The sequence below is a fragment of the Streptomyces camelliae genome, assembly GCF_027625935.1.
GTDB lineage: Bacteria > Actinomycetota > Actinomycetes > Streptomycetales > Streptomycetaceae > Streptomyces > Streptomyces camelliae.
In genome coordinates this window covers 2437101-2449389 of record NZ_CP115300.1, presented here as the reverse complement: position 1 = coordinate 2449389, position 12289 = coordinate 2437101, and the positions used below count along the sequence as shown (strand labels likewise).

The 12289-nt window shown below is 71.3% G+C and carries 13 protein-coding genes; 11 read left to right on the top strand and 2 right to left on the bottom strand.

Annotation, left to right across the window (positions count from 1 at the left end):
• Positions 1 to 168: 168 nt before the first annotated feature.
• Positions 169 to 1296, top strand: a complete 1128-nt coding sequence (locus tag O1G22_RS11055; RefSeq protein WP_270081203.1) for a ferrochelatase — start codon at positions 169 to 171, stop codon at positions 1294 to 1296.
• A gap of 8 nt (positions 1297 to 1304) precedes the next feature.
• Positions 1305 to 2120 carry an inositol monophosphatase family protein gene (locus tag O1G22_RS11050; protein WP_270081202.1) on the top strand — a complete coding sequence of 272 codons (816 nt, stop codon included), beginning with the start codon at positions 1305 to 1307 and terminating at the stop codon, positions 2118 to 2120.
• 90 nt (positions 2121 to 2210) lie between these two features.
• Here the strand turns inward: O1G22_RS11050 and O1G22_RS11045 are convergent, their stop codons facing one another.
• Positions 2211 to 2384 (bottom strand): hypothetical protein, encoded by a 174-nt coding sequence (locus O1G22_RS11045; RefSeq protein ID WP_167381439.1) that lies wholly within the window; start codon positions 2382 to 2384, stop codon positions 2211 to 2213.
• Positions 2385 to 2800: 416 nt separating this feature from the next.
• On the opposite strand from O1G22_RS11045, the gene O1G22_RS11040 reads away from it, so the two are divergent.
• The 4 genes from O1G22_RS11040 to O1G22_RS11025 all read left to right on the top strand — a co-directional run bounded on the left by O1G22_RS11040 (position 2801) and on the right by O1G22_RS11025 (position 6379).
• Positions 2801 to 3454 (top strand): response regulator transcription factor, encoded by a 654-nt coding sequence (locus tag O1G22_RS11040; RefSeq protein WP_003993508.1) that lies wholly within the window; start codon positions 2801 to 2803, stop codon positions 3452 to 3454.
• 5 nt (positions 3455 to 3459) lie between these two features.
• On the top strand, positions 3460 to 4707 hold the full coding sequence (locus tag O1G22_RS11035; protein ID WP_270081201.1) for a sensor histidine kinase: 1248 nt from the start codon (positions 3460 to 3462) through the stop codon (positions 4705 to 4707).
• Positions 4708 to 5100: 393 nt separating this feature from the next.
• Positions 5101 to 5397 (top strand): DUF4193 domain-containing protein, encoded by a 297-nt coding sequence (locus O1G22_RS11030; RefSeq protein ID WP_003997302.1) that lies wholly within the window; start codon positions 5101 to 5103, stop codon positions 5395 to 5397.
• 13 nt (positions 5398 to 5410) lie between these two features.
• Entirely contained in the window at positions 5411 to 6379 is a 969-nt protein-coding gene (locus tag O1G22_RS11025; RefSeq protein ID WP_270081200.1) for a hypothetical protein, read from the top strand.
• Here O1G22_RS11025 and O1G22_RS11020 read toward each other — a convergent pair.
• Positions 6376 to 6840 carry a DUF3093 domain-containing protein gene (locus O1G22_RS11020; RefSeq protein ID WP_270081199.1) on the bottom strand — a complete coding sequence of 155 codons (465 nt, stop codon included), beginning with the start codon at positions 6838 to 6840 and terminating at the stop codon, positions 6376 to 6378. The two genes, O1G22_RS11025 and O1G22_RS11020, sit on opposite strands and share 4 nt — an antisense overlap.
• Positions 6841 to 6898: 58 nt before the next feature.
• Here O1G22_RS11020 and O1G22_RS11015 point away from each other — a divergent pair, with 58 nt between their 5' ends.
• From O1G22_RS11015 to O1G22_RS10995, 5 genes are all read left to right on the top strand, one after another.
• Complete coding sequence (locus tag O1G22_RS11015; protein ID WP_270081198.1) at positions 6899 to 7483, top strand: PaaI family thioesterase; 585 nt, start codon at positions 6899 to 6901, stop codon at positions 7481 to 7483.
• A complete protein-coding gene (gene dut / locus O1G22_RS11010) occupies positions 7480 to 8031 on the top strand; it encodes a dUTP diphosphatase (protein WP_270081197.1) in 552 nt (183 codons plus the stop codon). The genes O1G22_RS11015 and dut overlap by 4 nt, the downstream gene beginning before the upstream one ends.
• A 1-nt stretch (position 8032) precedes the next feature.
• Positions 8033 to 8794, top strand: a complete 762-nt coding sequence (locus tag O1G22_RS11005; protein ID WP_225102023.1) for a DUF3710 domain-containing protein — start codon at positions 8033 to 8035, stop codon at positions 8792 to 8794.
• Positions 8795 to 9000: 206 nt separating this feature from the next.
• Positions 9001 to 11559, top strand: coding sequence for an ATP-binding protein (locus tag O1G22_RS11000; RefSeq protein ID WP_270081196.1), 2559 nt, complete (start codon positions 9001 to 9003; stop codon positions 11557 to 11559).
• Positions 11556 to 12242 (top strand): response regulator, encoded by a 687-nt coding sequence (locus O1G22_RS10995; protein ID WP_225102025.1) that lies wholly within the window; start codon positions 11556 to 11558, stop codon positions 12240 to 12242. Before O1G22_RS11000 ends, O1G22_RS10995 begins: the two co-directional genes overlap by 4 nt.
• Positions 12243 to 12289: the final 47 nt, after the last annotated feature.

Genomic DNA, 12289 nt, shown 5'->3' with positions numbered 1-12289 from the left:
CGAATGCGGCCGATACAGATTACGAGTTAGGGAACCCTAAGCGCACCTCGATTACCGACGGGAAAGACTGCGGGACAGGCAGCGGAGTAAAACGCCATAAACCCGCTGGAACCCGACTCGTCACCCGGCTGTTTCCCGACTGTCAGCGGCGGGTGGGAGGATCGGGTCATGCCAGACGCGCTCGATGCCACCCCGTACGACGCCCTGCTCCTGCTCTCCTTCGGCGGCCCCGAAGGCCCGGACGACGTGGTCCCGTTCCTGGAGAACGTCACGCGCGGGCGGGGCATCCCGAAGGAACGCCTGAAGGAAGTCGGGCAGCACTACTTCCTGTTCGGCGGGGTCAGCCCCATCAACGACCAGAACCGCGCCCTGCTGGACGCCCTGCGCAAGGACTTCGCCGAGCACGGCCTGGACCTGCCGGTCTACTGGGGCAACCGCAACTGGGCGCCGTACCTCACGGACACCCTGCGCGAGATGGTCGCCGACGGCCGCCGCCGCATCCTCGTGCTCGCCACCAGCGCCTACGCCTCCTACTCGGGCTGCCGGCAGTACCGCGAGAACCTCGCCGACGCGCTGGCCGCCCTCCAGGCCGAAGGCCTTGAGCTGCCGAAGATCGACAAGCTGCGGCACTACTTCAACCACCCCGGCTTCGTGGAGCCCATGATCGACGGCGTGTTGCGCTCCCTCGCCGACCTCCCCGAGGACGTCCGCGCGGGCGCTCACATCGCCTTCACCACGCACTCCATCCCGACCTCCGCCGCCGACGCCTCCGGTCCCGTCGAGGCCCACGGCGAGGGGGGTGCGTACGTCGAGCAGCACCTGGACGTGGCCCAGCTGATCGCCGACGCCGTCCGCGAACGCACCGGCGTGGACCACCCCTGGCGGCTCGTCTACCAGTCGCGTTCCGGCGCCCCGCACGTCCCGTGGCTGGAGCCGGACATCTGCGACCACCTGGAGGAGCAGCACGCGGCGGGCGTCCCGGCCGTCGTCATGGCGCCCATCGGCTTCGTCTCCGACCACATGGAGGTCCTCTACGACCTCGACACCGAGGCAAAGGCCAAGGCCGAGGAGCTGGGCCTGCCGGTGCGCCGCTCGGCCACGGTCGGCGCCGACCCGCGCTTCGCCGCCGCCGTCCGTGAGCTGATCACCGAGCGTGCCGCCGTGGAGCGCGGCCAGGAGATCACCCCCTGCGCCCTGGGCGCGCTGGGCGCGAGCCACAACCTCTGCCCGGTCGGCTGCTGCCCCGCCCGCGCACCTCACCCGGCCGCCGCCGGTGCCGACAGCCCCTACGCGTGAGGAGCCCCGTGACCGACCCCCTGCACCGGGACCTGCTGGAACTGGCCCTGAAGGCCGCCCGCCGCGCCGGAGAGCTGCTGCGGGACGGCCGCCCGGCCGACCTGGCCGTGGCGAAGACCAAGTCGAGCCCGATCGACGTCGTCACCGAGATGGACATCGCGGCGGAGAAACTGATCACCGACCTGATCTCCGGCCGGCGGCCCGGCGACGGCTTCCTCGGTGAGGAGGGTGCCTCCGCCGAGGGCACGAGCGGCGTCCGCTGGGTCATCGACCCGCTCGACGGCACCGTCAACTACCTGTACGGACTGCCGACCTGGGCGGTCTCCATCGCCGCACAGCAGGACGGCGAGACCGTCGTCGGGGTCGTGGCGGCGCCGATGCGCGGTGAGACGTACCACGCCGTGCGTGGTGGCGGCGCGTGGGCGACGGGTGCATGGGAGGGCGAGCGGGCGCTCGCCTGCCGCCCCGCGCCCCCGCTGGACCAGGCGCTGGTCTCCACCGGCTTCAACTACGTCGCCGAGGTCCGCACCCACCAGGCCGAGGTGGCCGCCCGGCTGATCCCGCTGCTGCGCGACATCCGGCGCGGCGGCTCGGCGGCGATCGACCTGTGCGACGTGGCCTGCGGCCGGCTGGACGGGTACTACGAGCGCGGGCTCAACGCGTGGGACTTCGCCGCGGGGGACCTCATCGCCCGGGAGGCGGGCGCGCTGGTGGGCGGGCGGCCCGGGGACGGCCCGTCGCGGGAGCTGACCATCGCCGGGTCACCGGGGGTCTTCGAGCCGCTCCAGGAGCTGCTGGAGGACTTCGGGGCGTGGCATGACTGAGCCGGCCTGAGGCCGCGGATGCGCACGTAGGACAGACGGGACCCCCGGCGCTGGATTCGCCGGGGGTCCCGTCCTTGCGCTCCGGGTCGATCAGACGCGTGACGCGCCGACCTCCACACCGTGTTCGGCGGCGAGGCGTCGCAGGTCGTCGAGCTCTGCCTGCTCCACCTCGACGAGGAAGTCGTCGCCCTCGTCACGAGCCCGCGACAGGTCGGACTCGGTCGCCTTTATGCGCTGCAGAAGTCCTGCGGTGAAAGCGTCCATGCTGCGCCCCCTCGTCCTGGGTCGTGGGTCGGTGGCACGGGGGTGTGCCGTCGGGAAAGGGGCGATCACGGCTCTCGCGGGTGCCCAGCGCTGCCCTGCCGGGCGGCGACGGTGCCGGACACCCACGCCCGCTCTGCGAGAAGCGGCGGCCGGGTACCGCATGGTGCTGCGGCACATGCAGAGCGTGATCGCGGGGTGTACCAGCCGTCCTCCCCCCGCTCCCTCACCCGGAAACCTCAACCGGAGGAGAAAATCTCGTATTCCCGCCCCGGAACGCCGGTCCCTGCGGTCCGCAACCCGCCTTACAGCCGACTTACGGCCGAAAAGGGCAGGATGGAGGTCACACCCCACGAACACTCCTGCCCGCACGCGCCCACGGCGCGCTACGCGGGTGGACCTGAGGAAGGACAAGCGACGTGCGCGTACTCGTCGTCGAGGACGAGCAGCTGCTCGCCGATGCGGTGGCCACCGGACTGCGCCGGGAGGCCATGGCCGTCGACGTCGTGTACGACGGTGCGGCCGCCCTGGAGCGCATCGGCGTCAACGACTACGACGTGGTCGTCCTCGACCGCGACCTCCCGCTGGTGCACGGCGACGACGTCTGCCGCAAGATCGTCGAACTGGGCATGCCCACGCGCGTGCTCATGCTCACCGCGTCCGGCGACGTCAGCGACCGTGTCGAGGGCCTGGAGATCGGCGCCGACGACTATCTGCCCAAGCCCTTCGCGTTCAGCGAGCTGATCGCGCGCGTGCGCGCCCTCGGCCGCCGTACGAGCGTGCCGCTGCCGCCCGTTCTGGAGCGCGCCGGCATCAAGCTCGACCCCAACCGCCGCGAGGTCTTCCGGGACGGCAAGGAGGTCCAGCTCGCGCCCAAGGAGTTCGCGGTCCTGGAGGTCCTGATGCGCAGCGAGGGCGCGGTCGTCTCGGCCGAGCAGCTGCTGGAGAAGGCCTGGGACGAGAACACCGACCCGTTCACCAACGTGGTGCGCGTGACGGTGATGACGCTGCGCCGCAAGCTGGGCGAGCCGCCGGTCATCGTCACCGTGCCCGGCTCCGGCTACCGGATCTGATCCCCGTGGCCGCGACACCCGCGCCGCCTCAGGCGCCACCGAAGCCCACCTGGGACCCCAGGAGACCGCAGCCCCCGTTCCCCTGGCTGCGCCCCACCATCCGCATACGGCTCACGCTGCTGTACGGCGGCATGTTCCTGATCGCAGGCATCCTGCTGCTGTCGATCATCTACCTGCTGGCCGCGCAGGCGATCAGCACCGGCAACCAGCCGCTGTTCAAGATCGTCAGCTTCGACAAGCTCCAGGTCTCCAGCGGCAAGTGCCCCGCGATCAACACGACCAGCCTGCCGCTCTCGGACTTCAACGACGCGATCGCCCACTGCGTGGACCAGCAGCGCCAGGCGGCCCTGGACGACCTGCTCAGCCGCTCGCTGCTGGCCCTGCTGGGCCTCGCGGTGATCGCCTTCGCGTTCGGCTACGCGATGGCCGGCCGCGTGCTGTCCCCGCTCGGCCGGATCACCCGTACCGCCCGTCAGGTGGCCGGTTCGGACCTGTCCCGCCGGATCGAGCTGGACGGCCCGGACGACGAGCTGAAGGAGCTGGCCGACACCTTCGACGACATGCTGGAGCGGCTGCAACGGGCCTTCACCGCCCAGCAGCGCTTCGTGGGCAACGCCTCCCACGAGCTGCGCACCCCGCTCGCGATCAACCGCACGCTCCTCGAAGTGCATCTGTCGGACCCGAACGCGCCGGTGGAGCTGCAACAGCTCGGCAAGACCCTGCTCGCCACCAACGAGCGCAGCGAACAGCTGGTCGAGGGCCTGCTGCTGCTCGCCCGCAGCGACAACCAGATCGTCGAGCGCAAGCCGGTCGACCTGGCCGAGGTGGCCACCCAGGCCATCGACCAGGTGCACGCGGAGGCCGAGGCCAAGGGCGTGAAGATCCGCGGCGAGCGCAAGCCGGCCGTGGTGCAGGGCAACGGCGTGCTGCTGGAGCGGATCGCGCTGAACCTGGTGCAGAACGCGGTGCGGTACAACGTCAGCGAGGACGGCTGGGTCGAGGTGAACACCGAGGTCCAGCACGGCCAGGCGGTGCTGACCGTCACGAACACCGGGCCGGTGGTGCCGGCGTACGAGATCGACAACCTCTTCGAGCCCTTCCGGCGGCTGCGAACGGAGCGCACGGGCAGCGACAGGGGCGTCGGCCTCGGCCTGTCCATCGTCCGGTCCGTGGCCCGCGCGCACGGCGGCCACATCGCGGCCCAGCCCCGCGAGGGCGGTGGCCTGGTGATGCGCGTCACGCTGCCGCTGTGACAGAGGACCGACACACGCGGAGGATGTTCGCTTTACGCGGAATTTTCAGGACCTCTCACGAGGTTCTTGCTGTGTGATCAATCACATGGGCGGATTTTCAGCCATGTACTCTCCGTGATCATGACACAAGGTGGAAAGCCGGGAAAGTCCTGGTTTTCAGGGGTCTTGATCACGGGAAGTACACGGTGAGGCGCCTTTGAGGTGCGACATTCGAACCGTGTACGGTCCTCACCGCCATCCAAGCCGATCACTCTTGAGGGGTCGGGTTGGGTGTCGATTGAGTAACAGACCTTGATGTGAGGCAAAATCTCCGCCTCAGGTCGGGCACAAGTCCGGCCTCTCACGCGTTACGTGCGCTGGAGACACCGCAGACACCCAGAGGGGGAGAGCGATATGGCAACCGATTACGACACTCCACGCAAGACCGACGACGACGTCGACTCGGACAGCCTGGAAGAGCTGAAGGCCAGGCGGAACGACAAGTCCACCTCGTCGGTCGACGTCGACGAGTTCGAGGCCGCCGAAGGCCTTGAGCTGCCCGGCGCCGACCTCTCGAACGAGGAGCTGGCCGTCCGGGTGCTGCCGAAGCAGCAGGACGAGTTCACCTGCATGAGCTGCTTCCTGGTGCACCACCGCAGCCAGCTGGCCCGCGAGAAGAACGGTCAGCCGATCTGCCGCGACTGCGACTGAGGACGGGTCGGCCATGACTGGCTCGACCCCTCCTCGGAAGCGCCGCTTCCGGGAGCGGAAAGCGGACTCAGGGCCGTCCGGCGGCCCGCACGGCACGCGTGAACAGGAGCGGGGCTCGTCCGGCAGGGGAGCCTCGCTCGCACCGGTGGACGACCGGGAGGACATCCCGGCACCGGACGTGCAGCCCGCGCCCGTCGCCCGGACGGGGATGCCCGCTGCCCACGCGGAGCCGGGAGCCCGGGGGAGAGTCGTGGTGATGCGCGACAAGGCCTGGGACATCGCCCGGGAAGGGGCCCGTAAGGGCGCCAGCCGCGCCCGCGAGGGGCTGGCGTACCTCGCGGACCGGATCATCGAGATCGCCCCGCGTGTCCCCGTACGCGACCTCACGGCCCTGCGCAGGCAGTTCCCGGGCCTCGGCCCCGAGGAACTCGCCGACAAACTCGTGGCGGGCGCAGCGGCCGGCACCTCGACGGTCGGGGCCGGGATCGGAGCGGCGGCGATGCTGCCCGTGCCGCCCGCCATGCCGACCGAGCTGGCCGCGGAGATCACCGGGGTCGCCGCGATCGAACTCAAGCTCGTCGCCGAACTCCACGAGGTCTACGGCGTCCGCCCGCCGGGAAACCTCGGAACCCGCAGCACCGCGTATCTGTCCTCCTGGGCGGGGGAGCGCGGGATCGACGTAATGAAGCCGTCGACGTACGACGCCGCCCTCGGCGTCCGCATGAAGCGCGAACTGCGCCAGCGGATCATGAAGCGCATGGTCCGGGACCTGCCCAACCTCATGCCGTTCATGGTGGGTGCGGCGGTCGGCGCGGTCATGAACCGCCGGGACACCAGAAGGCTCGCCGCCCGCATCCGCACCGACCTGCGCAAGATCCAGGTGCCCTGGGACGAGCTGCCCGAGCAGCCGCCCCTGGATCAGCCGGCGGAGCCCCTGGAGCTCCGCGACCTCCCCGACGAGCTCCGGGGAAGCAAGCCTTAGGCGTGCGCGGTGCGCGCCGCCTCGATCGCCGCCGCCAGCCGCTCCGGCTCACGCGTCGACAGGTACAGGTACGGCGTCGGGTCCTCGGGGTCGGTGACCTCCACCCGCAGCGCCGTGGGGATGTAGGCGCGCAGCAGCAGGAACGCGCGCGTGTCGGCCTTGTACGTACGCCAGGCGCGGGCCTCCTCCGGGTCCAGCACCTCCGACTCGCCGAGCGCCGCCACCGGGATCTTCGCCTCGCCCGCGATCAGCGCGTCGCCCACGACCCGGATGCGCGGCGAGCCGTACGCGCTCGCCACCACCGCTGCGGCCGCCGTACCGCCGACCAGACCGCCGAGCAGCGGCAGCGTGCCGAACGGAAGCAGGATCAGGGCGAAGGAAACGCCCACGAGGAAGCTGATGAACCACCACGAGCGGGGGGCGGTGAGGCGTTCTTCGTACGGGGTGGCGGAGAGCTGCATGAAGCCAAGCTTGGCACGGGATCCGTATTGCGCCGACGCGCGGGTAAGGTCTGCGCCTGTGAGTGGTAGTTCCGCAAGCCTTCAGCCTCCCGCCGACGCGGTGAAACCGGTACGGCACCCCGACGCGCCCGCGCCCGGGGAGCTCCTCGGTGCCCACTACGAACACTGTTTCGGCTGTGGCCCCGGGCAGTCGCACGGGCTGCACTTGGAGGCGCGGGCCGGCGAGGACGTCTCGCTGACCGCCGAGTTCACCGTCCAGCCCGCCCACCAGGGCGCACCGGGCCTCGCGCACGGCGGAGTGCTGGCCACGGCCCTGGACGAGACCCTCGGCTCGCTGAACTGGCTGCTGCGGACCATCGCCGTGACGGGACGCCTGGAGACCGACTTCGTGCGGCCCGTTCCGGTCGGCACCGTGCTCCACCTGCAGGCCGAGGTCACCGCCGTCGCCGGGCGGAAGATCTACTCCACGGCCACCGGACGCATCGGCGGCCCCGACGGGCCCGTCGCCGTCCGTGCCGACGCCCTCTTCATCGAGGTGAAGGTCGACCACTTCACCGACCACGGCCGCCGGGAGGAGATCCAGGCCGTCATGAGCGACCCGGACCAGATCCGGCGCACCCGCGCCTTCGAGGTGAACCCGTGAGCCGTAGCCCCCTCGACGTACTGATCCGCCGCGTCGACCCCGACGTACCGCTCCCGGCGTACGAGCACCCCGGGGACGCCGGAGCCGATCTGCGCACCACCGAGGCGTGCGAGCTGGCGCCCGGCGAGCGGGCCGTGCTGCCCACCGGGGTGTCGATCGCCCTCCCGGAGGGGTACGCGGCCTTCGTGCACCCACGTTCCGGTCTGGCCGCCCGCTGCGGTGTCGCCCTCGTGAATGCCCCGGGGACGGTTGATGCCGGGTACCGTGGGGAGATCAAGGTGATCGTGGTGAATCTCGACCCGCGCGAGTCCGTGCGGTTCGAGCGCTTCGACCGGATTGCCCAACTGGTCGTCCAGCAGGTCGAGAGGGTCCGCTTCCTTCCGGTGGCGGAGCTTCCCGACTCGGCGCGGGCCGAAGGGGGCTTCGGGTCCACCGGTGGCCATGCCGCGGTGGGCGGCGAGAGCGGCACAAGCGGTCAGGCCGCCGTAGGCGGTCCGACGGGTGGGAATCGATACGCTTCGGTCGTATCCGACCGGGAAGGACAGTGACGTGTTCGGACGTCGCAAGAAGAAGGGTGCCGCCGAGGACGCGGCCGGCGAGGCCGAGCAGGTCGTCGACAGCGTCGACACCGAGGCGGACGAGGAAGAAGAGGCCGAGCGCGAGCGCGTCCGGCTGGAGCCCGGGCCCCGCCCCGACGGGCCCTGGGACAGCACCGAGGTGCGCGAACCGGCCGAGGGCCGGGTGGACCTCGGCGGTCTGTTCGTCCCCGGCGTGGACGGCATGGAGCTGCGGGTCGAGGTCGCCGGCGACGCGATCGTCGCCGCCACGGTCGTGCTGCGCGACAGCGCCATCCAGCTCCAGGCCTTCGCCGCGCCCAAGCGCGAGGGCATCTGGGGCGAGGTCCGCGAGGAGATCGGGGCCGGCATCACCCAGCAGGGTGGCATCGTCGACGAGGTCGAGGGCCCGCTCGGCTGGGAGCTGCGCGCCCAGGTGCCGGTGCAGCTGCCCGACGGCACCGGCGGCTTCCAGGTCGTGCGGTTCGTCGGCGTGGACGGCCCGCGCTGGTTCCTGCGCGGTGTGATCTCCGGCCAGGGCGCCGTGCAGCCGCAGGCCGCCGGGCTGCTGGAGCAGATCTTCCGTGACACGGTCGTGGTCCGCGGCGAGGGGCCGATGGCGCCCCGCGACCCGATCGTCCTCAAGCTGCCCAACGACGCGCAGATGGTCCCCGAGGGCGTGCAGCAGGAGGAGTCCCGCTTCTCGGGTGGCATGGGGCAGCTGGAGCGAGGGCCCGAGATCACCGAGGTGCGGTAGGCGCCGTGGCCGACGAAGGGCCGTACCCCGGGGTGCGGCCCTTTCCCGCCTGTTGTCGCCCGTTGTTTTCGCCCGCGCGGACGGCGAGACGCTCATCAGAGTTACGTCAAAGTTGCCCGCTGCCGACCTTCCTGTCCTGTTTGCCGTGATTGTTGGCCGTAAGGTCGACGCTGCGTATGCGGCAGTCACCGGAAGACAATGGAGCCATGGCACGCGGCAAGCTTCGGATCTACCTCGGCGCGGCACCGGGTGTCGGCAAGACCTTCGCGATGCTGTCCGAGGCGCACCGCCGTGCGGAGCGGGGCACCGACTGTGTCGTGGCCTTCGTGGAGCACCACGGCCGGTCGCGCACCGAGGTGATGCTGCACGGCCTGGAGCAGATCCCGCACAAGCGCCTGCGGTACCGCGACGCCTTCTTCGGCGAGATGGACGTCGACGCCGTGCTGCGCCGGGCGCCCGCCGTCGCCCTGGTGGACGAACTCGCCCACACCAATGTCCCGGGCTCGCGCAACGCCAAGCGCTGGCAGGACGTGGAGGAGTTGCTGGCGGCCGGGATCGACGTGATCTCGACCGTCAACATCCAGCACCTGGAGTCACTCGGCGATGTCGTGGAGTCGATCACGGGGGTGCGGCAGCAGGAGACCGTCCCGGACGAGGTCGTACGGCGGGCCGACCAGATCGAGCTGGTCGACATGTCCCCGCAGGCCCTGCGCCGCCGGATGGCGCACGGCAATATCTACCAGCCGGACAAGGTCGACGCGGCCCTGTCCAACTACTTCCGCCCCGGAAACCTCACCGCGCTGCGGGAGTTGGCGCTGCTGTGGGTGGCCGACCGGGTCGACGAGTACCTCAACGCCTACCGCAGCGAGCACCGGGTCTCCAAGATCTGGGGTTCGCGGGAGCGGATCGTGGTCGGTCTGACCGGCGGCCCCGAGGGGCGCACGCTGATCCGGCGGGCGGCCCGGCTCGCCGAGAAGGGCGCCGGCGGCGAGGTGCTCGCCGTGTACATAGCCCGCAGCGACGGCCTGACCGCGGCCTCCCCGAAGGAGCTGGCCGTCCAGCGCACCCTCGTGGAGGACCTGGGCGGCACCTTCCACCATGTGATCGGCGACGACATACCGGCCGCTCTGCTGGACTTCGCGCGCGGTGTGAACGCCACCCAGATCGTCCTCGGCTCCTCGCGCCGCAAGGCCTGGCAGTACGTCTTCGGTCCCGGCGTCGGCGCCACGGTCGCCCGGGACTCCGGCCCCGACCTCGACGTCCACATCGTCACCCACGAGGAGGTCGCCAAGGGCCGGGGACTGCCCGTGGCCCGGGGCGCACGGCTCGGGCGGGCCCGGATCGTCTCGGGCTGGCTCGCCGGACTCGGCGGCCCGGCCGCGCTCGCGGCGCTGCTGAACACCGTCGACCTCGGCTTCGCCAACGACATGCTGGTCTTCCTGGCCGTCACGGTCGCGGCGGCCCTGCTCGGCGGCCTGCTGCCCGCGCTGGCCTCGGTGGCCTTCGGCTCGCTGCTGCTGAACTACTTCTACACACCGCCGCTGCACAGGTGGACCATCGCCGACCCCAAGAACATCGTCGCCATAGTGATCTTCCTGTGCGTCGCGGTGTCGGTGGCCTCGGTGGTGGACCTCGCCGCCCGGCGCACCCATCAGGCGGCCCGGCTGCGCGCCGAGTCGGAGATCCTGTCCTTCCTCGCCGGAAACGTGCTGCGCGGCGAGACCAGCCTGGAGGAGCTGCTGGAGCGGGTCCGGGAGACCTTCGCGATGGAGTCGGCCGCGCTGCTGGAGCGGGCGGGCGACGTCGAGCCGTGGACCTGCGCCGGCCGCGCCGGATTCGGGCGCCCGCTGGAGCGGCCCGAGGACGCCGACGTCGACATGCCCGTCGGCGACCACATGGCGCTCGCGCTCACCGGCCGCGTGCTGCCCGCCGAGGACCGCCGGGTCCTCGCCGCCTTCGCCGCGCAGGCCGCGGTCGCCCTGGACCGCCGGCGCCTGCTGGAGGAGGCCGACCAGGCCCGCGCGCTCGCCGAGGGCAACCGCATCCGCACTGCCCTGCTCGCCGCCGTCAGCCACGATCTGCGCACCCCGCTGGCCGGCATCAAGGCCGCCGTCTCCTCGCTGCGCTCCGACGACGTGGCCTGGTCCGAGGAGGACCGGGCGGAACTGCTGGAGGGCATCGAGGAGGGCGCCGACCGCCTCGACCACCTCGTGGGCAACCTGCTGGACATGTCCCGCCTCCAGACCGGCACGGTCACCCCGCTGATCCGTGAGATCGACGTGGACGAGGTGGCTCCGATGGCGCTGGTCGGTGTGCCCGAGGACAGCGTCGAGCTGGAGGTCCCCGAGACGCTGCCCATGGTCGCGGTCGACCCCGGGCTGCTGGAGCGGTGCATGGCGAACCTGGTGGAGAACGCCGTCAAGTACAGCCCGCGCGGACGGCGCGTGCTGGTCACCGCCAGCGGCATAGCCGACCGGGTCGAGGTGCGCGTGGTGGACCGCGGGCCGGGCGTGCCGGACGAGGCGAAGGACCGGATATTCGAGCCGTTCCAGCGGTACGGTGACGCCCCGCGCGGCGCCGGGGTCGGGCTCGGTCTCGCCGTCGCCCGCGGCTTCGCGGAGGCCATGGGCGGCACCCTCAACGCCGAGGACACGCCCGGCGGCGGACTGACCATGGTGCTCAGCCTCCGCGCGGCAGGATCACGTCCCGAGGCCCTCGACACGGGCCGGGACCTCGTAGAACCAGAAAGGCAGACGACCCTATGACCCGGGTGCTCGTGGTCGACGACGAGCCGCAGATCGTGCGCGCCCTCGTGATCAACCTCAAGGCACGCAAGTACGAGGTGGACGCGGCCCCCGACGGCCGTACCGCCCTCGAACTCGCCGCGTCCCGCCACCCCGATGCCGTCGTGCTCGACCTGGGCCTGCCCGACATGGACGGTGTCGAGGTGATCAGGGGCCTGCGCGGCTGGACCCGTGTGCCCATCCTGGTGCTGTCCGCCCGCCACTCCTCCGACGAGAAGGTCGAGGCGCTGGACGCGGGCGCCGACGACTACGTCACCAAGCCCTTCGGCATGGACGAGCTGCTGGCCCGGCTGCGCGCCGCCGTACGCCGGGCCGAGCCGGTCGGACCCGGCGAGGACGACCTGACCACCGTGGAGACCGAGGGCTTCACCGTCGACCTGGCCGCCAAGAAGGTCAACCGCGCGGGCAAGGACGTCCGGCTCACCCCGACCGAGTGGCACCTGCTGGAGGTCCTGGTCCGCAACACCGGCCGCCTGGTCGGCCAGAAGCAGCTGCTCCAGGAGGTGTGGGGGCCGTCGTACGGCACCGAGACCAACTATCTGCGCGTGTACATGGCCCAGCTGCGCCGCAAACTGGAGACGGATCCCTCGCACCCGAAGCACTTCATCACGGAGCCGGGGATGGGGTATCGGTTCGAGAAGTGAGCGGTAGGGCGGCCGGGGGTCCGGGGGTTGCCCCCCGGGGGATGGGG